Raw genomic sequence first — 24,256 nt, forward strand, 5'->3', positions numbered from 1 at the left:
AAATCTTTTGGAAGGCATCCTGTTCCGAATTTTTAGCAGGGCTGAGGCATTAAAGTTACACCACTGTTTGGATGTCTATTTCGGACACGATGCCTCGCACAAGAGATGCAGATTATGGATATCATTCAAAAGATTAATTTACTCATTATAGAGCGACTAAAAACGAATATGAAGTCCTCAATCCCTCGTATCCAAAAGAAACCGGCTCGAATGAAGCCACAACAACTAATGACAATACAATTTTAATGCGTCACCCCTGTACGTAGCCATTATTATCGCTCGATCACTTTAGTCTTTGGGTGTAATCCAGACACTGTGGGTAGCATAGCGTGAGAAGATGAAGACATGATGCTCAATACCTCTCGGGATTATTACTCTTTATTGTCTTGAGCTCGCAACGATAGTTCTTACGAAATCTAATTTTAGCTTTCTCAAGCTTAGGATTAGACCTATTACTGGGAATAGAAGTGGCAACAATACGAGCTAGCACTAGCTTATTGCTATCATGAACAAAGAGGTTATTCTTCAATGTGGCTTCAAGTTGATCTATAGCATGCTCCACATCGTGGCCTTTGAGCTCAACAAATATCTCCAACCAAGACTCCTCTTCTTCTAGCTTCCCCTTTGCTTGCTGCCCGTCTATCTTGAGTGCACACAAAATCAACTTATCGCACTTAGGCGTTGAGGTTTCCTTGGGTATTACTCCCCCATCAATAGCGAAGACACAAGAGCCTAACACTATAGAGGTGGAGGCGGAGCAATCGAGCTCATATCTTTGATTTTTCTCTGTTACGACTAGCTTTTTACGCATCTTCCTAGAAACTAAATCTTGTTCGGGGGTGTATCCTTGTCCTTTAAGGACCTTGTATGTATTACTCGCCATAGAGTAACTCATTGATATAGCTAATACCGTCGTCTACCCAATCCGAAACGCCATCAAGCTCTACCCCGCTAATCATTGGTAGCTCCCGATCAACAAGATCCGAGAGCGTGCCATCAGTATTGATGAAATAGGCTGCATAGTCTTGAGTTTTCAGTGGGCAAGTTCCCAAACCTAAATGCTCTTCTATTTGAGAGGTCAAGTGTGGCTTTTGCTCTATCGCTCTAGCCACAGCAAGTACCATATTGAGCATCGAGAGGATATAGGGGCTATGTGTCGTCATCACGAGCATACTAGAGCTACGCTCAACCTCTGTGATCTGATGAAATCTGCACAGCAGTTTGAGCACAAGATCCCTCTGAGATGAGGGGAAGAGGTTCAGCTCTGGCTCTTCTATAAAGAATTGAACCGAGGCGTATTGGAGCAAAGAAGCTTGGCTAGGTGTATCTCCCGTAGACTTGTAGAGAAACTCCCTCACCTCAGACAAACTAAGTTTAGGTAGCTCCCCAACTTGAGCAGAATAATAGTCCACCATGGCCTCTATGGGCAGGGCAGACTGTATGCCACTAGAGGCATATAGAGTGGAGAGCTTACGTTGGCGTTCTTTGAGATAGATATAGTCCTTACCCCTCTGGTAGAAATAACCCACTCCTTGAGCCACAGAGAGAGGCAACTGGGTTGATGTTCCAAACTTCCTCCTTGCCTCATCCCACTCAAAAATAAAATTGAAAATGAGATCCAGCTCACTAGACTTATATGCTTTGTCAATATTCTGGATAGCTGCCACTAGATTGCGCTCGGAAGGTATGAAGCACAACTTACTATTGTGTCTCCTCTCGGCATAGTTGGCGGAGAGGGTAATACGAGCGTTCTGATTACCTCTCCCTTGCCACTCTATTGACATAGAAGTTCCCCTGTAGCAAATCTCGCTATCCGACGAGAAAAACGAATCATCTAGTCGATGAAAGCTTTTGAGCTCCTTGACAAATCGTTTATACGAAGTGTACCACTTAACCTTGGCTTCATCGATCATAATAGATTTTTCCAGCCAACGGCAGAAGCACAAAATCTTCATCAAAGTGCTCTTGCCTGAGCTCTGCTGCCCAATCAACACCATAACTCGACGAAGCTCAATCAAACCAGTGTCTCTGATTGGTCCAACATTCTTTACACGTATCGTACTCATTAGCAAGTTTTATCCAAAGTTTACTTTATCCCAAATCAAAGCGATTCGGCAGAGATGACATCAACATAACCAAGAGTGGCCGCTAAAGCCACTCGGTTCTCCTCCAGCTCATCTATCGCTACGCGTGGATAAATAGACGCATCATGCCTCAAAGATACAATTTCCCTTGCTACAATCTAGATTATTGTCACTATACAACAGGGCTGACGCATTAAAAACAGCTTTCTAAGTGCTTTTATAGTCGTTAAAGCCCCGTTATGTATCATTCTCTATTTGAAAGCCGCTGCATGGTTCCGGACCCACGGATAGAGCGTAAAAAATTTATCCTCTTGACTTTTTACTCCTGATCGTTTTCCTCTCTACACTCTCAGGCAATACCTCCTGTTATGAGATTGAAGATTATGCCGAGGAATACGAAGAAGAATTGAAAAGTCTATACGAAATGCTTACCGGTCATCAGCTTACGCATACCGAGATCTTTGCACGGCAATTGGTCTGCATTTTGCTTTTTAATTCATTGTATAATAGGAGGTTATTTGTTATATTTGAGTATTAAAAACAGAATAATATNAATGATTCAATCACTTTTTCCCGATTCTTGGGGTTGAAAATGGAAGAGGTTTCTCCCGACCACAGCACCATCAGTCGATTTCGTTCGGCACTGACCGAACTAGGCCTGATGGACAAACTTTTGGTGCAGTTTAATAAGCAACTTTCCCTCCATCACATTTCGGTAAGGGAAGGGGTACTTGTCGATGCAAGCCTTGTGGAGACGCCATATAAACCCAATGGAAGCATTACGATTGAAGTCGCAGACGACAGGGAAGACAATCGGAGCGAGCAGGAAAAAGAGGCGGAGGAGGATTATATATAAACCCAATGGAAGCATTACGATTGAAGTCGCAGACGACAGGGAAGACAATCGGAGCGAGCAGGAAAAAGAGGCGGAGGAGGATTATCAAAAACAGGTTGTCCGTCAGCGTAAAGGGACGGATGAAGAAGCACGTTGGGTGTACAAACAAAAGTGTTATCACTACGGATACAAAAAGCATTGTTTGACCAATGTTCAAGGCATTGTTCAAAGGGTGATAACGACTGCAGCAAACCGCAGTGATACGAAGGAGCTTATTCCGCTATTGGAGAGTATAAACATTCCACAAGGCACAGTCATCCTGGCGGACAAAGGATATGCTTCTCGAGAAAATCGTTCGTACCTGCAAACACATCACCTTCAAGACGGCATTATGCACAAGGCACAACGCAACAGGGTATTGACTGAGCAAGAGAAGCAACGAAAAAAAGCAATCAGTCCGATACGGACTACCATCGAACGCACCTTTGGCAGTATTCGTCGGTGGTTTCATGGCGGACGATGTCGCTACCGGGGGCTTGCAAAGACCCATACCCAAAACATTCTTGAGAGCATCGCCTTTAACCTTTACAGAACTCCGGGGATAATTATGTCCTCATGTGTAGGATAAGACATAATCACCCTTGCGGAGCTCGTTCATGTAGCTCCGTTTACAAGCCCTTTTATCCCTTGCTTCCTCCCAAATTATTCGCTCCTTGTATCCGAAGAATGCCTCTTTCATACATCTCCTTATTTTTCAAAGGTCTCGATAAGAATTTGCACCCGAAATTCTTACACAAAGTTTGTCTCGCATATCCCGAATGTCCTTACATTTGGGGAGATTCGTTCTAAATTCAATCAATAATAATAGTATGAAGAAGAGAAAACAGCTATCACTGGCATTGGCATGGTCGCTGACTTTGCTTCCCGTAGGAGGATACACGGCATTTGCCCAAGCAAATACGACAGTTCAAACGGCGAACCTTCAAAACATAAACCCGATGCAAAAACGTATGTCCTTTCGACAGGAAATGCTCAGTGAACTGACAGACCTATTGGTAAGACGCTATGGCAAGGAGGTTCATTTTCGAGCTGACCGTGGCACTTCACAAGTAGCTGCTTTATGGCGAGCCGGGGATGGCGACGTCGAGGCTTTTCGCACATTCGTACTCGAAAACTTCGAACCTACGCTCGAAGGTCAGCGTCGTATGTATAGTACGCTGGAGCGGAATCTGGAAATCCTCAACGGTTACTTCAACAAGATCGATCTGGCCCTGAAAGAACCCCTCCACCTCAAAGGGCCGGAAATCACCTCTCTGGATATGATCTTCGGCGGATATAGCGCATCAGCACACCTGAGCGATGATCTCTATGCCAATAAGGTCGGGCTGATAGCTGCACTGAACTTCCCCTACTACTCTCTCGCGGAAAAGATGGAGCTGGGAGCAAAATGGAGCAGAGAAGAGTGGGCTTTTGCACGAATGGGTGACCGCTTTGCTTCGCGCATACCGGCCGAAGTACAGCAATACGTATCGGAGACTTTGACACGTGGGGATGCCTACATATCCGAGTACAACATCTGCATGGGCTACCTACGACGTCCCGATGGCTCCACGCTCTTTCCCCGCGACATGAAACTGATCACTCACTGGGGACTACGGGATGAGATCAAGAGCAACTACGCAGACCCCAAAGACGGACTGGAAAAGCAGCGAATGGTATACGCGATCATCAAAAGGATCATCGACCAAAGCATCCCACGAGAAGTAATCAATAAGACGGACTTTCAGTGGGATCCGCTCAGCAATATGCTCTACGACTCGGCCGGCACTGCTACCCGAGGTCATGCCGAACCCGATACGCGATATGAATATTTCCTGGCCAATTTCCGTGCGATGCAAACACAGGATGCGTATATGCCACATCAGCCGAACCAGATCCTGCGTGCATTCGAGGGAGAGATGGAGATTCCGCAAGAAGACGTCAAGCGACTATTCGAGACCCTGCTCTCCTCTCCACAGGTAAAGAAGGTGGCCCAACTGATCAGCAAACGATTGGGACGCCCGTTGGAGCCGTTCGACATCTGGTACAATGGCTTCCGCTCGCAGTCCGGCATGCCGGAGAGCGAATTGGACAAAATCACCGCAGCCAAATATCCTACACCCGAAGCTCTGAAAGCCGATCTGCCGAACATCCTGCGCAAGCTGGGATTCGAAAGCAAAGATGCCGAGCGGATAGCTTCTTTGGTGATGGTGGATCCTTCGCGAGGTGCCGGCCATGCAGCAGGATCGATGATGCGCAATGACTTTGCTCACCTGCGCACACGTATCGCCGATACGGGGATGGACTACAAAGGATACAATATAGCCGTACACGAGTTCGGACACAATACCGAGCAAACCATCACGATGAACGATGTGGACTACTACATGCTCAACGGCGTGCCGAACACGTCTTTCACCGAAGCCGTCGCTTTTCTCTTCCAAAAGTGGGATCTCGAACTTCTCGGAGTCATCAAACCCGATCCGCAGAAAGAGTACAACGAGGCTCTGACCAACTTCTGGAATTGCTACGAGATCATGGGCGTATCCCTCGTAGACATGGCCGTTTGGGAATGGATGTACACGCATCCCGAAGCTGATGCACACGAACTGAAACTCGCCGTCATGGAGGCAGCCAAAACCGTTTGGAACAAGTACTATGCCGGCATTCTCGGAGAAAAGGACGAGACCATTCTGGGCATCTATTCGCACATGATCAATTATCCGCTCTACCTGCCCAACTATCCGATGGGGCATATCATCGACTTTCAGATCGAACAGTACATCAAGGGAAAATCCTTGGCCGTGGAGCTGAAGCGCATGCTCGTACAGGGACGGCTGGTGCCACAGTACTGGATGAAACAGGCTGTGGGTTCTCCCATATCGGTATTGCCCGTACTCAAAGCCGTGGACGAAGCTCTCACGAAGGTGAAGTAATCCATGCAAGCCTCTCGACCTCTTTCAGAGAATAACACTGTGTAATGTAAGGACGATCTAAAACGATTTACCTATAGAATAGAGCCAAGAGAAAGGGGGCTATGTCAAAATTCGATTTTGACATAGCCCCCTTTGCTTTTATGGAGAGCCTAAGGGCTCTTTTTTTATTTAGTGGCGAAGCAATGACTTGAAACCTCCGTCGTTTGCATACTTGGCAAACTCCAGATCCGTAGCAACTTTCTTCATCATGTTGCTGTCGAGGCTGATAGACTCACGAAGAGAGTTTACCACACCATCCAAATTGTTTGTACGTGCAGCCACAACAGCCATGAGATAGTAAGTAGTGGCATCGGGGTTCTTTATCCCGTTCAAGATTTCTTGTGCACGGTTGTAGTCGCGATTGAGGATATTGGCCACGGCAGCATTGTTGCTCTCGGTCTTACCGAAAGCCGCTACGGCCTGCGCATAATTGCCCTCTTGCAGATAGAGCAAACCAAGAGCTTCGCCCAATTCGGGCACATTGGCAGCCGAGCCGAAATACTGCTTAGCCTGCTCCACATTACCCTCGTTGAGAGCCAATAGTCCAAGATTCATATCCGTTTCTGCATTGGGTTTCACGCTTGCAGCCTTTTGGAACCAAGCACGAGCACCCTCCAAATCACCGCTGCGATAACGCATCATACCGATGTTGTTATAAGCGCGATAGTCATTCGGATAGATCTGAGTAGCCACCTTGTAAATATCTTCCTTCTGAGCAGGAGATTCGAGTAGAGTAGCACTGTAGAGCAGTTCCTCCACGGTCAGTCGGCCGGGGCTCTGAGCTGCAAGACGTTTGATCTCGTCATCGCTCTTACCTATGATCTCGACATTGGCGATAAGACGTGAACGACGTAGTTGGGGCAGAATATCATCCGCCAGTTGTCTGAATACGGTAGAGATATTCTTGATCTCCTGCTCACGCTGCTCGGGATCCGGATACATGGAGAGAACGCGCAGAACAAGCTCCTTGTCCTGAATATCACTTTTCTCCACAAGCTGCTTGAAGCCCTCCCAGTCCTGTGCCGTATAGTGTGCATTGATCTCTACATCTTTGATTTTGCTCTTTTGGAATTGTTGCTTCAGAGCCGTGGTCGTGTTTTTCTCGCGCTGCTCGGACAGCTTTTCGTTCAGTTCCACACCGCCGTCAGGAGAAGCGTAGGCCTGCACTTCCACCGTTACATTCTGATTGGGAGCATCCTTGGCATTGGCCACCAAGTCTTTCCAGTCTCTCACTTCACCCTTGTTGATCTCTTGAGCACGAATCTGTGCCTGCTGGATGAGGAACATGATATTCGCATCGTAGGCCTGCTTGATGATGCGCTGGAATGCGTCCGGAGCGATTGCCGCCGATGCATTAAGGGCAGAAGCCAAGGCTTCCGTACTGATTACACCATCAGCGACTTTGAGATCCGGAAGGTGTATTTTCTTCCCTTTTATTTGAGCTTCGAAGGTTAAGAAGAGTTCGCTCTTGTCCATGGCCGGCTTATAAGGGAAAGAGAATACGAGCTGCTGATTGCCGCCATTGTCATAGCTGACTACACGCTCATTGCCAAGCACTTTTTCTCCCTGAAAACGGAATGAAGGCCCCCATGATTCGCCTGTCGCATAGCGCAGCACAGGCTTCACCGTCAGTTCGGCTTTCTTATTGAACCACTTGGCGGGAAAAGCGATATTCACGGTCACAGGCACTTTGCTTCCCACGACTTCGAGCGGTTGCGGCTCAGCCTTTACCAAATCGGCAGTCACGGGACGTAATTTACCGGAGCAGGAAGAGATGACTACCGCTGCCGAGCAAACGAGTAGTACAGAAAAGATTTTCTTAAGCATAGTTTTTCATTGTCAATTGTTGAAACCGGAACAAAGCTACCATTTTTTCTCTGTCTTATTCCATATCAATCAATTGGGAGGTGCAGACTCCAACTATCTGTGCACAACACTATTTCAAATTTGAGCGTAGGCATACGATACCTTCCTGCACGGTGTAGGAGACCAGCGTAGGCGTACGATGCCTCCCTGCACGATGCAGGACACCAGCGCAGGCGTACGATGGTCATCACAATTCACTAATTATCAACACGATAAGCGATTAAAGCGAAAAGGAGAATAACTTTGGGAGTTTTCCCGTTTTTTTGACCTGTACTAAAAAAATTGACATTTGGACAGGCCAAAGAACTCAATAATTATGTCGAAACATTTGACCGACTCCAAGTGTCAGCTTTTTCAGCACAGGCCACGCGCCAAAATTTCCCCGTTTGACACTCCCCAAAACGTGGCGCGAAAATTTCTTGATTGTGGCGCGGGAAGCAAAAAATTTACGCGCCACAACGAAAAAATTGCGGTTCCATTTTTTCAGGAAACTCAGACCGCAATTACAGATTTTTTGGGACGTATTTCCCTCGTTACGATAGATCGAACTCGCGCTAATACAGCATATACCTCCTATCTTTGCCGAGAAAAAGGAGAATACCCGATCCGAAAAGCGATAGAACCATAGGGATATAAATTGAGGATATTCTCCATCACAACGGCATCAGGCTAATATGACAAAGGCTTACGGGGCTGGCTGCCCCTTTCAAATGAAGGCAGAGGAAACGATCAGGCGAATGGATGAATCCGGCCGATCCGGACAGGCATTTCTGTTTGCCATAGACTTTGAGATGAATGAGGGGATCTTCATCTCCGAACCGATGAGTCAAAAAGAAATCCTATTCGACGTACGAGGACAGGGGAATGCTCCCACACATACCGATACGAATGAGAGCAAGGCTCCCGTGACTTTTATCCCCCACCCCGAATCATTGGAGACCTACCGACATCGTTTCGATCGGATCCGCACAGCCCTGATGCGTGGCGATAGCTTCTTGGCCAATCTCACCATCGCTACACCTATAGAGATGAACATCACGCTTGAGGAGATATTCAGCCGTAGCCATGCCTCATACAAGCTCTTGATTCCCGGAAGACTGGTCTGTTTCAGTCCGGAACGATTTGTCAAAATAGAGAACGGACAGATTTCCACCAACCCGATGAAAGGGACGATAGATGCTTCCCTGCCAGATGCCGCCGGCTGCCTGCTGTCCGATTATAAAGAAACGGCCGAACATCGCACTATCGTAGACCTATTACGCAACGATCTGAACCGAGTCAGCCATCACGTGCGTGTCTCTCGCTTTCGCTATCTGGATGAACTCCACACGAACAAGGGACGACTGCTGCAAATGAGTTCGGAGATCACGGGGACACTCCCTGCGGATAAAGAGAAGCGTTTCGGCTCCATTATCCAAGAACTGTTGCCCGCCGGCTCCATCAGCGGAGCACCCAAAGAGGCTACTATCGAAGCTATACGGGAGGCAGAGGGGCAGCAACGAGGCTTCTACACAGGTGTTTTCGGTTATTTCGATGGAAGTAGCTTCGACTCGGCTGTAATGATTCGCTACATCGAACAGCTTCCCGATGGCCAATACCTTTTTCGCAGTGGCGGTGGTATCACCATCAACAGCCGCTGTGACGATGAATACCGCGAAACGCAACAAAAGGTATATCTGCCATTCTGATCGGATATGTGCTATATAGAAACCATCCGCATCGAAGACGGCCTGCCCTATCTGCTTGCGCTCCATCGGGAACGAATGAGTCGCACATGCGACGAAAAGGGCTTTCCTCTACCGGAAATGCCTTGCCTGACGAATCTATGCCCTCGGGAATTGATGTGCAGAATGACCAAATGTCGTATTCTATACGGTAAGGAGGGCATTTCGGACGTTTCCTTTTCACCTTATACGCCACGCCAAATATCCTCCCTGCGTATCGTAACGGCTCCAGCCGATTTGGACTATCATTTGAAGCAGGCTGACCGTTCGTCTCTCGAAGCCCTTCTCTTGCAAAAAGGAGAAGCCGATGAGATTATTATCCTACGCGACGGACTCCTGACAGACACATCCTACACCAATCTTCTTCTACGTATCGGAGGAGAACTTCTCACACCACGCATCCCTCTCTTAGGAGGCGTACAACGCCGGTATCTGCTCCAAACGGGTCAAATACGACCGGCAGACTTGCAAATCGAAGACCTCAGGAAGGCAGAAGAAATACTGCTGATCAATGCCATGCTTCCCTTGGAGCATGCCATTCGCCTACACCCATCGCAGATTATTCTTTGATTATCGGCTTTGGCTATCGGATCGAGTTATCCGACAGAAGGCTTAAAAGAGGTAGAAGATATTGCAGGTAGCCCCGATGGTGTGGCCGGATGTTCGTTCGGCTTGCGGATCGGACAGGATATGTGAGATGACGCCGGGCGTTTTGCCATAGGCTATACCGTCCTTTCTTTTCATCAGGTCGCCATACAACCGCAGCTCTGCCATCAGGCGATCGGTATTCCGCATCGGAATCGAAACGTACAGAGAGGAGCGCACCTCCACACCCTCTCTATTACGATAGGCATAGGGCAAATAGGCCAGCTGATAGTCGAGCTGCTCCTTCTGGATGATACGAATCTTATACGAATGCGTCAGCACCATTCGATAAGTAGCCGAAATCGAAAGTCCAAAATCCAATTTGGAGCCGACATGGTCATAGGCTATACCGGCAAAGGGGCGTAGCATTCCGCTCATGGTATGGTGTCCATGCTTGCAGAGGAGCTATCAGCTTGGTATAGCGATCGAAGGCTATCGGCAGATAGGATTCGAAATACTCGAAACCGCGTCGCGATTCTTCGTGGAAGAGCGTCAGAGAGAAGTCGAACCGCTTGTACGTCATATCTATACCGATCTCTTTTTTGACATTGCGATTCTCCCTGATAATCGGATTCTCGGGATTGTGGATATAAGCATAAGTGATGAGATGATCCAGTTCGGGATTCTGCATATAGGCATTCAGTACCATGAAGTCACGGTAGATCTTGTCCGGATACAGATGATTCAGTGTAGGCAGCTTGTTTTCCATACCATACCCGGCACGCAGGTTTATCGACAGATGTTCGGACCTGTACTGCTAGTGAGTCCTTGCACTTTCCATATCGAGTTAAGTGCAAAAAAGGAGGGAGGAGAGTATGCTCAGGATGAATCTCGGAGAGGAGAGAGGAGAGAGAATAGGAATAAAAAAGAAAGAGCAAGCCCGACAACCGGACTTGCTCTTTCCACTATAGACTGATAGCCGTCAGCCTCCTTGCACAAAGGCGGAAAAGAGGCTGACGTATTCTTGTCTTACTTGCCTTCTTCGATGACGGCCTGTGCTGCTGCCAATCGTGCGATGGGCACACGGAAAGGAGAGCAGGATACATAGTTCAATCCCACTCTGTGGCAGAACTTCACAGACGAAGGCTCACCACCGTGCTCACCGCAGATACCGCACTTCAGATTGGGACGAGCCTTGCGGCCGTTCTCCGTAGCCATTCTTACGAGCTGGCCTACACCTTTCTGGTCGAGTACCTGGAAAGGATCCACTTTCAAGATCTTCTTGTCGAGGTAGATGGGGAGGAACGAAGCGATGTCGTCACGAGAGTAACCGAAAGTCATCTGCGTAAGGTCGTTGGTCCCGAATGAGAAGAACTCGGCCGAAGAAGCGATTCTGTCCGCCGTAAGGGCAGCACGCGGTACTTCGATCATCGTACCTACCTGGAATTCCACACTGTCGCCCTTCTCTTCGAACAGCTTGGCAGCCGTGGCACGAATTACCTCTTCCTGATGCTTGAACTCATGGAGGATACCCGTCAGAGGCACCATGATCTCAGGCAGACAGACTACACCTTCCTTCTTCAGCTCCAAGCAAGCACCGAGGATGGCACGCGTCTGCATCTCCGTAATCTCCGGATAGGTATTGCCCAGACGGCAACCGCGGTGGCCGAGCATGGGATTGTGCTCCATCAGGTCTTCCACACGCTTCTGGATCATCTTCACATCCACACCCATCATCTGAGCCATCTCCTCCTGACCCTTCAGATCATGAGGTACGAACTCGTGCAGGGGAGGATCGAGGAGACGTACATTCACGGGGAAACCATCCATAGCACGGAAGATACCCTTGAAGTCTTCCTGCTGATAAGGCAGGATCTTGGCCAAAGCACGTACGCGACCTTCTGCCGTCTCACTCAGGATCATCTCGCGCATGGCTTTGATCTTCTCGCCTTCGAAGAACATATGCTCCGTACGGCAAAGACCGATACCTACGGCGCCGAAGCTGCGAGCTATCTCGGCATCGTGAGGAGTATCGGCATTCGTACGAACTTTCAGCTTGGCATACTTATCGGCCAAAGCCATCAGATCGGTGAAGTCCTGATCCATTTCGGCGGCTTTCGTCTCCACCTGTCCTTCGTATATCTCACCGGTAGAACCGTTGATGGAGATGTAGTCGCCTTCTTTGAAGAGGGTTCCATCGATCTCTACGGTACGTGCCTTATAGTCGATGTTCAATGCACCTGCTCCCGATACGCAGCATTTGCCCATACCTCTGGCCACTACGGCTGCATGCGAAGTCATACCTCCGCGAGCCGTCAGGATACCTTCGGCGGCAGACATACCGGCCAAGTCTTCGGGCGAAGTCTCGATACGCACCATCACCACACGCTTGCCATCCTCTTTCCACTGAGCGGCATCGTCGGCGAAGAATACGATCTGACCCGTAGCGGCACCCGGCGAAGCAGGCAAGCCCTTGGTCAGTACACGTGCTCTAAGGAGAGCAGACTTGTCGAAAATGGGGTGGAGCAATTCGTCCAACTTGTTAGGTTCGACGCGCATAAGGGCTTCTTCCTCGCTGATCATACCCTGACGCAAGAGATCCATGGCGATCTTCACCATGGCACAACCCGTACGCTTACCGTTACGGGTCTGGAGGAACCAGAGCTTACCTTCCTGTACGGTGAACTCCATATCCTGCATATCGCGGTAGTGATCCTCCAGCTTCTGCTGCAGGGTATCCAGTTCCTTGTAGATTTCGGGCATGGCCTCTTCCATGGAAGGATACTGTGCCACGCGCACATCTTCTGCGATACCGGCTCTTTCTGCCCAGCGTTGCGATCCGATCTTCGTGATCTGCTGAGGTGTACGAATACCGGCCACAACGTCCTCGCCCTGAGCGTTGATGAGGTATTCCCCGTTAAAGAGATCCTCACCGCTACCGGCATCACGAGAGAAGCACACTCCGGTAGCCGAAGTTTCGCCCATGTTGCCGAATACCATAGCCTGTACGTTCACAGCCGTACCCCATTCTGCCGGGATACCTTCCATGCGACGGTAGAGGATGGCACGCTCGTTCATCCAAGAGTCGAACACGGCCATGATAGCACCCCAAAGCTGCTCTTCGGCAGAAAAAGGGAAGTCCTTACCCGTCTGAGCCTTTACGGCTGCCTTGAAACGGGATACGAGGTCTTTGAGGTTTTCTACGGAGAGTTCGTTGTCCAAGTGCACACCATTCTCTTCCTTGACCTTCTCGATTATTTCTTCGAACGGATCTATATCTTCCTTATTCGTGGGCTTCATACCGAGTACCACATCGCCGTACATCTGTACGAAGCGGCGATAAGAGTCCCAGGCAAATCGTTCGTTGCCGGTCTTGCGTATGATACCGGCCACCACTTCGTCGTTCAGACCGAGGTTGAGGATCGTATCCATCATACCGGGCATGGAAGCGCGTGCTCCCGAACGTACGGATACGAGAAGAGGGTTCTCGGTGTCGCCGAATTTCGACTTCATCAGTCCCTCGATATTTCTGATCGCATCGTTTACTTCGCCACGCAGCAACTCCACTACTTTGTCTCGGCCCAATGTATAGTATTCCTGACAAACCTCTGTCGTGATCGTAAAACCGGGAGGCACCGGCACACCGATAAGATTCATTTCGGCCAAATTGGCACCCTTACCTCCGAGCAGGTTCTTCATCCCTGCTTCTCCCTCGGCCTTCCCATTGCCGAAGGTGTAGACTCTTTTCTTTTCCATTTAGATTAGTCCGTTCGTTATTATTATGATTTGGATAGTTCTTATCTATGACAAAAAACGATAATCGACTCCTTCTCCGAGCTTTCGGAAGGGGCCGTTTTTTGTTGTAAGCTGCAAATTAACGAAAAAAGAGCAAGATACGCTACTTTCCACCACCCCTCAAACCCATGAACCTCAAAGGAGTATGGGACGGAATAGTAGGTGAAGTATGCTATATCACAGGAGAAAAAGACTTCCCTCCTCCTCGTTATGCCCTCTGTCCGGAGCGGATTACCCCAATCATGAGTAACCCAAATATGGAACAAGGATGACCGCGTTTTGTTCCAACGAGGTAAACAGCGAATGGAAGTGCTGTCAAAAGCTTGCTATGCTTTCTCAGTCAATGCCTTGGCAAAGGCTTCCACCTGCTCTATATGTGGATGCCGGTTTTTCCGAGCCAGCTCTATATCCGGGGCCAAGTCCCAGCCGATGGATTTCGCTCCGGCATTCAGCAAAGCCGCCAGCTCTTTTTCCGCCTCGGCTCCCCATTCCTCGTAATAGTGCGCATATCTGTAGAACCATAACTCGGCCAGCAAGGGTTTCATTCCTTCGTTATTATCGGCACTCTCGAATGCTTGACGGATCAAGCTATCAGCACGTTCGAGATCTCCCCGACACGTAATGAGAAAATGAGCATAACTACTATTAATATCTGCATCCTCTGGATCTATTTCAATAGCTTTTTCATAATTTTTTTCTGCTCCTTTGTAATCGTGGCGAATCTCACACAAAAACGCAGCATAATCGCCAAGATTATTCACATGCACTGGGTCTTCCTTTATAGCCTTTTCGTAATATTTTTGAGCTTGACCATAGTCACCTCGGATATATCTAAAAAAGTTAGCATAATTACCTAGATTATCAGCATGCTTTGGATCCGCATCTATGGCCTTATTATAATATATCTCTGCCTCTTCATAATCTTGGCAAATTTCATGTAAAAAAACAGCATAATTTCCCAGATTATCTGCATCTTTTGGATCTGCATCTATAGCCTTCTTGTAATATTCTTCTGCCCGATTATAGTCTTGACGAATTTCATGTAAGTATACCGCATAATTACCGACTTCCTTAGCTTTACGAGAATATGCTTCTACCTGATCATAATCTTGACGAATTTCATCTAAAAATCGAGCATAATCTCCATATAAAATAGCATCTTTAGGGTACTTTGAAATACCCTTCTCATAGATTTTATCCTTTTTATCAACATCTTCTTCTTGACAAGCCCTAAATAACCATTTCAATGAGTCAGGTAAAATGTTTTCGATTGATTCAGCACTTTCTTGTGACAGCTTTTCTTTTGTCTGTGAGAGTTTTTCCAATTGCATTTGAATCTTCTCGATACGTCGATATGTTGGTTCTAATAGTTCATGAATTAAATCTGTTTTTATTTCATTTATTCCATCAAATATATTATATTTTAGTGCCGCATAACAATCATACATGAATTCGTCGAAACCATCTATCGGAACGAGATAGCCATTATTCTTGAGCAGTCTTTTAGCCTTAGATGATAGAGTGTTCCATAAGGATTTCGATGTGGCCTTATCCGCATTCCGAACACACCAATAAATAGGCTTTCTATTTTTGAGCTTGAGCAAATAATTCATCAGACTTCCATCATTTCCTCCATAACCGAGTACAATCAGATGATAGTCCGAAAGGAATTTTCCTAATATGGATTCCCAAGCCGCCTGTAAAATATCCGTATTCAACTGATCGGAAAAGGGCTGTAAGAACAAATCCCGATGGAGCTTCAGAATAATAGGCCTATCACTGCGTTTGGGTACATAATCGGCCAAAGCCTCATGCCCGGCGATGAAAGGTTTTTCCTTTGTATAAGTACGAATGGCATCTTCCAAAAGGTTGTCGAAATTGGTCGTGATCACCACATTGTGCTTTTCCCTCACCATGATATTGGCCAAAATAAGGTAGCCGAGAGATGGCTCTCGGCCTTCCATAAGACCTCTGATATAATCATAGCCGGTTTCGGGGGCATGACCGAATCGCTTTTCATAAATCTGGGGATAAAACTCTCCTGCTTTTTCTTCAATATTCTGATCGGGCATCCCGATTTCGCTCTTCCAGTATTCGAAATCCTCCCCGTCACAGTCCTCTTCTATCTCCTGAAGCCATTCCCAAGCCAGCTTCGCACCCGAGGGAATACCGGAAGAGATGGAAGCTCCCGCTCCTATCAGGAAACAAAATTTCATTTCTCCCGACCCTTTCGATCCTCTCGAAGCATCTTTCAGCATTCTGACAAGCTGCTTGGATGTGATTGTTTGTTGTGATCCTTCCATAAGAATAATTACACAGGCCTAATATCGAACTGCCAATAAATAGTTTTTTTACAGCCACAAATATGCAAAGAAAGCCTTATTCGCACAAGGGATCTTTTATGATTTTCGATCTCATAACAGGCAAAATTGCTTTCCGGCAAGCATTAAAACTTGTGCCAAAAAAGTTTTCAACAGCGAAGAGGCGTTTGGAATGGTTCTAAATAAGCGGCTGAATGGAAAAGCAGAAGTGGCTGAAAAGAGATCGGGAAACGATTTATATATAGACCATTTTCGATTTATATATTTATCGTTTTCAATTTATATATAAATCATTTTCGTTTTATATATAAATCGTTTTCATTATATATATAGATTGTAAAGCGTTCTATATATAAAACGAGAAGCAGAAAAGGCTTCTTCGACAGATGAAATAAAAAGAGGCACCCACCCAAGTTCGCGACCGAACTCAGGCGGATGCCTTAGTATCTGACAAAAACGTCGGGATCTTATTCGCACTTGTACATCACTAATCCGACACAAGCGTCCTTGCTCGACCGATTACTTCATGTAGTCTTCCCAGCGTACATTGCGCATATCGCCACTCTTGGCCAATTCCTGATGGAAGGCAAAGCAGCAGTCGAGATTCTGCGGTGTTTGTCCTTTGACTCCAAGCTCCAGATACTGGCGGAGGAGGGGACGATAGTCGGGGTGTACACATTTGTCGATGATCTCATGAGCACGCTCGCGTGGACTCTTGCCTCGCAAGTCTGCAACGCCCCATTCGGAAATGATGATCTTCACGGAGTGCTCGCTATGATCGTGATGCGCTACCATCGGGACGAAAGAACTGATCTTGCCGTCCTTCATGATAGACGGTGTGGTGAAGATGGAAACGTAGCCATTGCGAGTGAAGTCACCCGAACCTCCGATACCGTTCATCATACGGGTACCGCTAACGTGCGTAGAGTTGATGTTGCCGAAAATATCCGCTTCGAGAGCTGTATTGATGGTAATGACACCTAATCGGCGGACGATCTCGGGATTGTTGGAGTATTCCTGCGGACGAAGGAGGATCTTGTCCTTGAAGAAATCCAGATTGGCATAGATATCCTGTATCACGGAGCGACTCACAGAGAGCGAACATCCGCTGGCGAACTTGACACGTCCTTTCTTCATCAGAGCGATAACGGCATCCTGAATCACCTCTGTGTACACGTTGAAAGCCGGTATTTCGGGATTGTCGCCCAATGCTCCCAAGACGGCATTAGCCACATTGCCCACACCGCTTTGCAAGGGAAGGAAGTCCTTGGGCATTCGTCCGGCTTTCATTTCGCTCACGAGGAAGGCAGCCACATTGTCTCCGATAGCCTGCGTTACAGGGTCAAGGGGTGCGAAATCGCTCTCATCGTTGGGTTCGCTCGTGCGCACCACTCCGACTATCTTGGCCGGATCCACCTGCACATAAGGCTTGCCGATACGATCCGAAGGACTATAGATAGGCAGCTCACGACGAACAGGCGGATCGAGAGGTTCGCACAGGTCGTGCATGCCCATGATTTCTTTCGGGTGCTTGTCGTTAAGCTCCACGATGATTCGGTCTGCCAGACGGCAGATGGTGGGAAGGATACCGACACCCGTAGTAGGCAGGATCTTGCCGTCTTCGGTAACGTCCGCTGCCTCTACGATGGCTACATCCACCTTGCCATAGAAGCCATAGCGCAGATCCTGAGCCAAGGTGGAGAGATGAAGATCGAAATAGGAAGTGCTACCATTGTTGATAAGATTGCGCAGATCCTTATTGGACTGATATGGAGTGCGAAACTTCACAGCATCGGCCTGTGCCAAAGCACCGTCCAACCGGGCACCGGTACTGGCACCGGTGAACATACCGATCTTGAAGGGATTGCCTTTTTCATGCTCTGCAATAGCCCGTTTGGCTATTGCTGCAGGTACTACCTTGGGGTTGCCTGCAGGGGTAAAACCGCTAAAGCCGACATTGTCGTTGTGATGCACAAACTCCGCTGCTTCTTCCGCAGTGATAAATCTTAGAGCCATAGTACGTAATTATTATTGCTTAATTGGTTGTTGTTGAAATCGATTAACTTTGTTGCCTGCGAAAGTACTGAAACTCTTTCATATCGAGGGAAGAATATCGACAAATTCCGACAAGGGGCGATAGACAAGAGTATCAAAACATAAAAGGAGCGAGTCTCACGACTCACTCCTTCCCAAATTAACCAAAACCTTAACTATGAAAAATCTTACTTTTCCATCACAAACATAATGAACACGAAGTAGTTTTACAAACTTTTGTCGGTAATAATCGAGATAATACGACAATTTGATATAACATACAAGCATGATCGAACAAATCGGAGCGGACTCTAAATCCGCCGAGAACAAACAAGAGCGCAAGCTCTACATCGAGACCTATGGCTGCCAGATGAACGTAGCCGACAGTGAGGTGGTAGCATCCATAATGCAGATGGACGGCTACAGCCTCACGGACAACGTAGAAGAGGCAGATACGATCCTGGTCAATACCTGTTCGGTACGGGACAATGCCGAGCAGAAAGTGCTGAACCGACTGGCATATTACCATTCGCTACGAAAGAAAAGACGGGCCTCTTCCCGTCTCGTTATAGGAGTATTGGGCTGCATGGCCGAGCGCGTCAAGGAGGAGTTGATCCGCGAGCATCATGTGGATGTGGTGGCCGGCCCCGACTCGTACCTCGACCTGCCGAACCTCATCGGAGCAGCAGAACAGGGAGAGAAAGCCATCAACGTGGAGCTATCCACACAGGAAACGTATAAAGATGTAATGCCGCTCAAAATGGGTGGCGTACATATCAACGGATTCGTCTCCATCATGCGAGGCTGCAACAACTTCTGCAGCTACTGCATTGTACCCTACACACGAGGCCGGGAAAGAAGCCGTGAAATAGAGAGTATCCTCAACGAAATACGGGATCTGAAAGCCAAGAATTTCCGCGAGGTAACACTGCTGGGGCAAAATGTAAACTCCTACCGATACGAACAGAACGGGCGGATCATTCGCTTCCCCGATCTGCTCGCAGCAGTGGCCGAAGCTGTGCCCGACATGCGCATACGCTTCACCTCTCCTCACCCCAAGGATATGGACGACGAGGCCATCGCCGTCATGGCACGATACCGCAATATCTGCAATCATATACACCTGCCGGCACAGAGCGGAAGCGACAAGATGCTCCGCGTGATGAAGCGCGGCTATACGCGCCAATGGTATCTCGACAGGGTAGCAGCCATCCGCCGGGCCATACCGGACTGCGCCATCAGCAGCGACCTCTTCTGTGGCTTCCATTCGGAGACGGAGGAAGACTTCGAAGCCACTCTAAGCCTGATGGAAGAGGTGGGTTACGACTCTGCCTTCATGTTCAAGTATTCCGAACGGCCGGGTACTTATGCTGCTCGCCACCTCGCAGACGATGTGTCCGAAGAGGTAAAGCTATCCCGTCTGGATCGGATGATAGCCCTCCAGAATCGTCTGAGCGAGGAGAGCAACAAGAGGGATATAGGCAAGACCTTCGAAGTGCTGATAGAGGGCTTCAGCAAACGATCGCGCGAACAGCTATTCGGCCGCACTCAGCAAAACAAGGTGGTGATTTTCGACAAAAACGGTTACCGCGTGGGACAATACATCTATGTGCGAATCAAGGATGCTTCTTCGGCCACTCTCTTCGGCGAAGTGGTAGAGGCTCCGACTTCGGAAAAGGGCTGAGCAGTCGTATCGATCGGGCTGAAGCTCTTAGGCCAAAGCCCTACCCTATCCCGATTCATTCCGAAGAAGCCCATTTTTCGCACAGGACTCTCGATCTACTACAGCCAAGGAATCCTCCCGAGCTCCTTGGCTGTAATTTCCAATAGTAAGTACAACACACACTACAGACATTTCTTCGCTGTCCGACAGAAATGCCGTTCGACAAATGAATTACCTTTGTTGGGTAGTTATAAGAGAAAAAGGCAATGAATCCGCCCAAACGACTGCTTGTCATTCACCGCGCCCTTGCTCCTTACCGTATCGAACTGCTCAATACTCTGTCGGCAGCTTTCGACGCACATATCTACTTCGAATTTGCGTCACCTATAGAACAGCGATTCGATGCCGGTGAACTGGCCAAGCGTGTTCACTTTCAAAGCAGTGTACTTCCTCCCGCTCCGGAAATTCCGGGATTGAAAAACTTTCGTCCCTATGCCGCATCATTGGTTCGCAGTCTTCGTCCCGATGTCGTGCTCTGTAGCGAATTCAATCTCCTGACACTGACCCTCGCTGCTGCCTGTCGCCTGTTCAGTCCGAAAACCAAGCTGTATGTATTGTGCGATGACAATGAACAAATGGCAGAAGCAGAGCTGCGCTACGGTCGAGGTCTCAAGCACCGGATGCTCTCCTACGTGGACGGCGTTATTCTATGCGACAGCCGTGCCTGCGATCTCTATGCCTCTCGCTTCGCCACACTGGATAGGGAGCGATTCGTTTACTTCCCGATCCTACAGGACGAGAAAGTATTGCGCCCCCTCTATGAACAGGCCTTCGGTATAGGCAGAGATCTGAGGCATGATCTCGTCCCCGACAGTACTCGAATGATGCTGTATGTGGGACGCTTGTCAAAGGAGAAAAACCTGCCAGCACTGATCGATAGTCTTTCCACCCTACCCAACGACGTTCATCTCGTTATCGTCGGTGATGGTCCGATGCAGTCAATCCTGATGAATCAAGCGCAAGCTACAGGCTATCCGGAACGAATCGTATTTGCGGGGAAAAAGGAGGGAGCAGAGCTTTATGCCTACTATACGCAAGCCGATTGTTTCGTATTACCGAGTACGCGCGAATGTTTCGGTTCGGTCGTAAACGAAGCTCTGATAGCAGGCGTTCCTGTGGTTTGCAGCGATATTGCCGGGGCATCTTGCCTGATTACAGAAAGCAACGGACGTACTTTCTCCCCCATGCAGCCGAATGCTCTCTCTCAAGCGTGCAATGATCTGCTTGCAAGCATCACACCTTTCTGTGGCGACAGCATTCGGCCTTCTCTCATGCCGTTTACTTTCGAACAAGCTATAGCCCCGGTGCTATCCCTGCTTAGCCGATGAAAATCCTCTTGCTGAATACATCCGATGCACGAGGCGGAGCAGCTGTAGCTGCCATGCGCTTGATGGAAACTTTACAGGAGTCAGGAGCCGAAGTCAGGATGTTGGTATTGAACCGCGATACGATAAACCCCGATATAATGGCTTTACATAGCGGACGATGCGGCAAAACAGCCGACAGATACCGTTTTTTAGCCGAACGGCTTCATATTTACATGCATAACGGTCGGGATAGAAGCCGCCTCTTTCATGTCAGTACGGCTCTTACCGGCTATGATGTCAGTCGCCACCCGTGGGTACGCTGGGCGGATGTCATCCATCTGCACTGGATCAATCAGGGATTCCTTTCACTGAGAGGGCTGGAGCGTTTTGCTCGCTGTGGCAAACCCGTGGTATGGACGATGCACGATATGTGGCCTGTGACAGCAGTTTGTCACCATGCCCGAGAGTGCCTGCGATACCAAACCGAATGTGGTACTTGTCCGCAGATTTCCTCCCAAAAGGAGAAAGATTTGGCTCGCCTTGTATGGAATAGAAAATCCCGAGTAATGTCCCTACTCAGGCCTACACTTATCGGTTGTAGCCATTGGTTGGCTGATTTGGCACGGCAAAGCGCGCTGACGGATGGACTGCGAATCGAATCGATACCGAATCCCATCGACACGAATCTCTTTGCCCCGGGTTCACGTTCGGAAGCTCGCCGAATAATGGATTTGCCGACAGACAGAATATTGCTTCTCTTCGGAGCTGTACAGGCGGATGATCCTCGCAAGGGCATATACGAACTGTCGCAAGCAATGAAAAGACTTCGAGAGAGACAGCCGGACTTAAGCAAACGAATCGCTCTTGTCGTATTCGGCTCTCTCCGCGATGAGGTGAGAAGTCTTTTTCCCAATTATAAGCTTATTTCGATCGGTTATATCCGTGAACCAAGCCGAATGGCCGAACTGTACCGTGCTGCCGATCTCTTTGTAATTCCCTCTTTAGAGGAGAACCTCCCTAATACTATTATGGAGGCTCTCTCTGTCGGTACGCCCTGTGTGGCTTTCCGTGTCGGGGGTATACCGGAGATGATCGTATCGGGTAGTACCGGATATTTAGCCGCTTTTCGTGATCCGTCCGATTTGGCAGAAGGGATAACCAAGACCATTGCTCTACAAGAAACCTCCCCCGAAGCTGTTGCTTCAGCTTGTCGCTCCTTTGTTCTCAGTCACTACTCGCGTGAAGTAGTATCCTCTCGTATGCTGCAGCTCTACCGCGAACTGCTCTGACTTGTACGAAGAAGGAATAGGAAAACATCCAAAACGCAGAGTCTTTTCGGCAACTTTTCAGCAGAAAAATATGTAGCCATCTTTTTGGCACCAAAACAATACCTTTGTATCATAATCATTATAAGAACGAGCTCGTATGACCGGCATAAGAGAAGGAGAAAAGGAACTGTCGCTCCTTGGTTCCAAAACAGAATACCGCAACGACTATGCCCCCGAAGTCTTGGAGGCATTCACCAACAAACATCAGGAGAATGACTATTGGGTAAGGTTCAACTGTCCCGAGTTTACAAGCCTATGCCCTATCACAGGGCAACCGGACTTTGCCACTATCTACATCAACTATATTCCGGACGTTAAGATGGTAGAGAGTAAGAGCCTCAAACTCTACCTGTTCAGTTTCCGCAATCATGGTGCTTTTCATGAGGATTGTGTCAATATCATCATGAAGGATCTTATCGCCCTGATGCAACCTCGCTATATCGAGGTGTGGGGCGACTTCACTCCTCGCGGAGGTATCAGCATCGTGCCATTCTGCAACTATGGCGAGCCGGGAAGCCGATATGAGCTTCTGGCGGAAAAGAGAATGGAAACACACCGTTAAGCAGACAAGCCCCAACATGAAGATTCTGGCCATTATCAATCCCATATCGGGCATCGGATCGAAAAGCAACATACCGAGCCTTATAGCCGATGTATTCGCTCATGATCCTCACGAACTCTTTATCACCTATTCGCAACGTGCTGGCCATGCACGTGAATTGGCAGCACAAGCAGTGGAGAAGCATTACGACTGCGTCATTGCAGTAGGAGGCGATGGAACGGTGAACGAGATAGCCCAAAGCCTTCGCTACACCGATGTAGTGCTGGGTATCGTCCCGAAAGGATCAGGCAACGGGTTGGCACGTGCCCTCAAGCTGCCACTCACCGTCGGGAAAGCTCTCGAAGTGATCAGAGCCGGACATGTTCGCACCATCGACTGCTGTGAAGCGGATAGTCGCCCTTTCTTTTGCACCTGCGGATTGGGATTCGATGCCGAGGTTAGCAAGAAATTCGCCCAAGCGGGTAGTCGAGGCCCTATCACTTATGCGCGAACCATGATCGAGAGTTACCTCCAAAACGAACCGAAAGAATACAAACTGACGATAGACGGCAAATCCTTTGTGGAGAAAGCTTTCCTCGTCACTTGTGCCAATGCGCCCCAATATGGCAATAACGCCTATATCGCTCCTTCGGCCGACTTGGAGGATGGCAAGATGGATGTGGTTATTATCCGTCCGTTCAATCCATTGGAAGCACCACAATTGGCCTTACAACTCTTTACCAAGCGTATCAACAGCAACTCCAATCTGGACACCTACAAGGCGGAAAACCTGATTATCGAGCGAGAGACAGAGGGCGTGATGCACCTCGATGGCGATCCTGTCATGTTCGGCAAGCGTATCGAAATCCGCACTTACGGCCGATCACTCAAAGTATTCGCTCCCGAAACATACACTTGAAAGTTCCCCCTCTTGCTAAAAACCAAATAAAATCCCGTAACCGGAGTACTCGGTTACGGGATTTTTAGCACTTTCCCTTTTCTAATTAGTCGTCCCTTAAAATTCTTTTTAATCTCTGATATTCAGCAAATTAGTTTGCGAATATCTTTGCTAAATCTGCAAGTTTTCTTATCTTCATAG

General features: G+C 48.3%; 19 protein-coding genes and 3 pseudogenes. 13 read left to right on the forward strand and 9 right to left on the reverse strand.

Annotated features, from left to right (window positions below; genetic code table 11):
- Positions 1-52 precede the first annotated feature (52 nt).
- Positions 53-246: pseudogene (locus HQ50_RS10820) on the forward strand (ISAs1 family transposase); the annotation flags it as partial.
- A 106-nt stretch (positions 247-352) separates the two neighbouring features.
- Here the strand turns inward: HQ50_RS10820 and HQ50_RS07730 are convergent.
- Positions 353-895, reverse strand: a complete 543-nt coding sequence (locus HQ50_RS07730; RefSeq protein ID WP_081960067.1) for a hypothetical protein — start codon at positions 893-895, stop codon at positions 353-355.
- Positions 873-2,066: an AAA family ATPase gene (locus HQ50_RS07735; protein WP_039418862.1), complete on the reverse strand. Its 1,194-nt coding sequence runs from the start codon at positions 2,064-2,066 to the stop codon at positions 873-875. Before HQ50_RS07735 ends, HQ50_RS07730 begins: the two co-directional genes overlap by 23 nt.
- Positions 2,067-2,323: 257 nt before the next feature.
- Here HQ50_RS07735 and HQ50_RS10825 point away from each other — a divergent pair.
- The 3 genes and pseudogenes from HQ50_RS10825 to HQ50_RS07745 all read left to right on the forward strand — a co-directional run.
- A pseudogene (locus HQ50_RS10825) lies at positions 2,324-2,538 on the forward strand (transposase family protein); the annotation flags it as partial.
- An 87-nt stretch (positions 2,539-2,625) separates the two neighbouring features.
- A pseudogene (locus tag HQ50_RS10830) lies at positions 2,626-3,547 on the forward strand (IS5 family transposase); the annotation flags it as partial.
- Positions 3,548-3,788: 241 nt separating this feature from the next.
- Positions 3,789-5,894, forward strand: coding sequence for a hypothetical protein (locus HQ50_RS07745; protein WP_039429484.1), 2,106 nt, complete (start codon positions 3,789-3,791; stop codon positions 5,892-5,894).
- A 168-nt stretch (positions 5,895-6,062) separates the two neighbouring features.
- Here HQ50_RS07745 and HQ50_RS07750 read toward each other — a convergent pair whose 3' ends face one another.
- Entirely contained in the window at positions 6,063-7,760 is a 1,698-nt protein-coding gene (locus HQ50_RS07750) for a hypothetical protein (RefSeq protein WP_039429487.1), read from the reverse strand.
- 346 nt (positions 7,761-8,106) lie between these two features.
- Entirely contained in the window at positions 8,107-8,256 is a 150-nt protein-coding gene (locus tag HQ50_RS12640) for a DUF1661 domain-containing protein (protein ID WP_160216962.1), read from the reverse strand.
- On the opposite strand from HQ50_RS12640, the gene HQ50_RS12200 reads away from it, so the two are divergent.
- From HQ50_RS12200 to HQ50_RS07765, 3 genes are all read left to right on the forward strand, one after another.
- Complete coding sequence (locus tag HQ50_RS12200) at positions 8,225-8,341, forward strand: DUF1661 domain-containing protein (protein ID WP_152566915.1); 117 nt, start codon at positions 8,225-8,227, stop codon at positions 8,339-8,341. The two genes, HQ50_RS12640 and HQ50_RS12200, sit on opposite strands and share 32 nt — an antisense overlap.
- A gap of 168 nt (positions 8,342-8,509) precedes the next feature.
- The gene (locus HQ50_RS07760) at positions 8,510-9,487 is read left to right on the forward strand and encodes an aminodeoxychorismate synthase component I (protein ID WP_039429492.1); all 978 of its coding nucleotides are present in this window, start codon (positions 8,510-8,512) and stop codon (positions 9,485-9,487) included.
- Between the two features lie 6 nt (positions 9,488-9,493).
- A complete protein-coding gene (locus tag HQ50_RS07765) occupies positions 9,494-10,093 on the forward strand; it encodes an aminotransferase class IV (protein WP_039429495.1) in 600 nt (199 codons plus the stop codon).
- A gap of 42 nt (positions 10,094-10,135) precedes the next feature.
- Here the strand turns inward: HQ50_RS07765 and HQ50_RS07770 are convergent, their stop codons facing one another.
- From HQ50_RS07770 to ppdK, 3 genes are all read right to left on the reverse strand, one after another.
- Positions 10,136-10,537: a hypothetical protein gene (locus HQ50_RS07770; protein ID WP_039429497.1), complete on the reverse strand. Its 402-nt coding sequence runs from the start codon at positions 10,535-10,537 to the stop codon at positions 10,136-10,138.
- Positions 10,506-10,877 (reverse strand): hypothetical protein, encoded by a 372-nt coding sequence (locus HQ50_RS11455; protein WP_039429500.1) that lies wholly within the window; start codon positions 10,875-10,877, stop codon positions 10,506-10,508. Before HQ50_RS11455 ends, HQ50_RS07770 begins: the two co-directional genes overlap by 32 nt.
- Positions 10,878-11,137: 260 nt before the next feature.
- Positions 11,138-13,864, reverse strand: a complete 2,727-nt coding sequence (gene ppdK / locus HQ50_RS07780; protein ID WP_039429503.1) for a pyruvate, phosphate dikinase — start codon at positions 13,862-13,864, stop codon at positions 11,138-11,140.
- A 167-nt stretch (positions 13,865-14,031) separates the two neighbouring features.
- Here ppdK and HQ50_RS11865 point away from each other — a divergent pair, with 167 nt between their 5' ends.
- Positions 14,032-14,175, forward strand: a complete 144-nt coding sequence (locus tag HQ50_RS11865; RefSeq protein ID WP_162832463.1) for a hypothetical protein — start codon at positions 14,032-14,034, stop codon at positions 14,173-14,175.
- 54 nt (positions 14,176-14,229) lie between these two features.
- Here HQ50_RS11865 and HQ50_RS07785 read toward each other — a convergent pair whose 3' ends face one another.
- Together HQ50_RS07785 and HQ50_RS07790 are read right to left on the reverse strand one after the other, a co-directional pair.
- Entirely contained in the window at positions 14,230-16,206 is a 1,977-nt protein-coding gene (locus tag HQ50_RS07785) for a tetratricopeptide repeat protein (RefSeq protein WP_039429507.1), read from the reverse strand.
- 537 nt (positions 16,207-16,743) lie between these two features.
- Positions 16,744-18,240, reverse strand: coding sequence for an acetyl-CoA hydrolase/transferase family protein (locus HQ50_RS07790; RefSeq protein WP_039429510.1), 1,497 nt, complete (start codon positions 18,238-18,240; stop codon positions 16,744-16,746).
- 304 nt (positions 18,241-18,544) lie between these two features.
- Here HQ50_RS07790 and miaB point away from each other — a divergent pair, with 304 nt between their 5' ends.
- The 5 genes from miaB to HQ50_RS07815 all read left to right on the forward strand — a co-directional run bounded on the left by miaB (position 18,545) and on the right by HQ50_RS07815 (position 24,076).
- Entirely contained in the window at positions 18,545-19,942 is a 1,398-nt protein-coding gene (gene miaB, locus HQ50_RS07795) for a tRNA (N6-isopentenyl adenosine(37)-C2)-methylthiotransferase MiaB (protein WP_039429512.1), read from the forward strand.
- A gap of 245 nt (positions 19,943-20,187) precedes the next feature.
- Positions 20,188-21,309 carry a glycosyltransferase family 4 protein gene (locus tag HQ50_RS07800; RefSeq protein ID WP_039429515.1) on the forward strand — a complete coding sequence of 374 codons (1,122 nt, stop codon included), beginning with the start codon at positions 20,188-20,190 and terminating at the stop codon, positions 21,307-21,309.
- The gene (locus HQ50_RS07805; RefSeq protein WP_039429519.1) at positions 21,306-22,577 is read left to right on the forward strand and encodes a glycosyltransferase family 4 protein; all 1,272 of its coding nucleotides are present in this window, start codon (positions 21,306-21,308) and stop codon (positions 22,575-22,577) included. The genes HQ50_RS07800 and HQ50_RS07805 overlap by 4 nt, the downstream gene beginning before the upstream one ends.
- A gap of 136 nt (positions 22,578-22,713) precedes the next feature.
- Positions 22,714-23,178 carry a preQ(1) synthase gene (gene queF / locus HQ50_RS07810; protein WP_018965513.1) on the forward strand — a complete coding sequence of 155 codons (465 nt, stop codon included), beginning with the start codon at positions 22,714-22,716 and terminating at the stop codon, positions 23,176-23,178.
- 16 nt (positions 23,179-23,194) lie between these two features.
- Entirely contained in the window at positions 23,195-24,076 is an 882-nt protein-coding gene (locus HQ50_RS07815; RefSeq protein WP_039429531.1) for a diacylglycerol kinase family protein, read from the forward strand.
- Positions 24,077-24,256: the final 180 nt, after the last annotated feature.

This window comes from Porphyromonas sp. COT-052 OH4946 (assembly GCF_000765965.1).
GTDB classification, from domain to species: domain Bacteria; phylum Bacteroidota; class Bacteroidia; order Bacteroidales; family Porphyromonadaceae; genus Porphyromonas; species Porphyromonas gulae.

Excerpts from the sequence above, each read along its gene's own strand:
- HQ50_RS07800 (WP_039429515.1), top strand. The coding sequence starts at position 20,188 with ATGAATCCGCCCAAACGACTGCTTGTCATTCACCGCGCCCTTGCTCCT.
- HQ50_RS07730 (WP_081960067.1), bottom strand. The coding sequence starts at position 895 with ATGAGTTACTCTATGGCGAGTAATACATACAAGGTCCTTAAAGGACAA.
- HQ50_RS07760 (WP_039429492.1), top strand. The coding sequence starts at position 8,510 with ATGAAGGCAGAGGAAACGATCAGGCGAATGGATGAATCCGGCCGATCC.
- ppdK (WP_039429503.1), bottom strand. The coding sequence starts at position 13,864 with ATGGAAAAGAAAAGAGTCTACACCTTCGGCAATGGGAAGGCCGAGGGA.
- HQ50_RS07765 (WP_039429495.1), top strand. The coding sequence starts at position 9,494 with ATGTGCTATATAGAAACCATCCGCATCGAAGACGGCCTGCCCTATCTG.
- HQ50_RS07750 (WP_039429487.1), bottom strand. The coding sequence starts at position 7,760 with ATGCTTAAGAAAATCTTTTCTGTACTACTCGTTTGCTCGGCAGCGGTA.
- HQ50_RS11455 (WP_039429500.1), bottom strand. The coding sequence starts at position 10,877 with ATGGAAAACAAGCTGCCTACACTGAATCATCTGTATCCGGACAAGATC.
- HQ50_RS07745 (WP_039429484.1), top strand. The coding sequence starts at position 3,789 with ATGAAGAAGAGAAAACAGCTATCACTGGCATTGGCATGGTCGCTGACT.
- miaB (WP_039429512.1), top strand. The coding sequence starts at position 18,545 with ATGATCGAACAAATCGGAGCGGACTCTAAATCCGCCGAGAACAAACAA.
- HQ50_RS07790 (WP_039429510.1), bottom strand. The coding sequence starts at position 18,240 with ATGGCTCTAAGATTTATCACTGCGGAAGAAGCAGCGGAGTTTGTGCAT.
- HQ50_RS11865 (WP_162832463.1), top strand. The coding sequence starts at position 14,032 with ATGAACCTCAAAGGAGTATGGGACGGAATAGTAGGTGAAGTATGCTAT.
- HQ50_RS07785 (WP_039429507.1), bottom strand. The coding sequence starts at position 16,206 with ATGGAAGGATCACAACAAACAATCACATCCAAGCAGCTTGTCAGAATG.
- HQ50_RS07770 (WP_039429497.1), bottom strand. The coding sequence starts at position 10,537 with ATGCTACGCCCCTTTGCCGGTATAGCCTATGACCATGTCGGCTCCAAA.
- HQ50_RS07735 (WP_039418862.1), bottom strand. The coding sequence starts at position 2,066 with ATGAGTACGATACGTGTAAAGAATGTTGGACCAATCAGAGACACTGGT.
- queF (WP_018965513.1), top strand. The coding sequence starts at position 22,714 with ATGACCGGCATAAGAGAAGGAGAAAAGGAACTGTCGCTCCTTGGTTCC.
- HQ50_RS07805 (WP_039429519.1), top strand. The coding sequence starts at position 21,306 with ATGAAAATCCTCTTGCTGAATACATCCGATGCACGAGGCGGAGCAGCT.
- HQ50_RS07815 (WP_039429531.1), top strand. The coding sequence starts at position 23,195 with ATGAAGATTCTGGCCATTATCAATCCCATATCGGGCATCGGATCGAAA.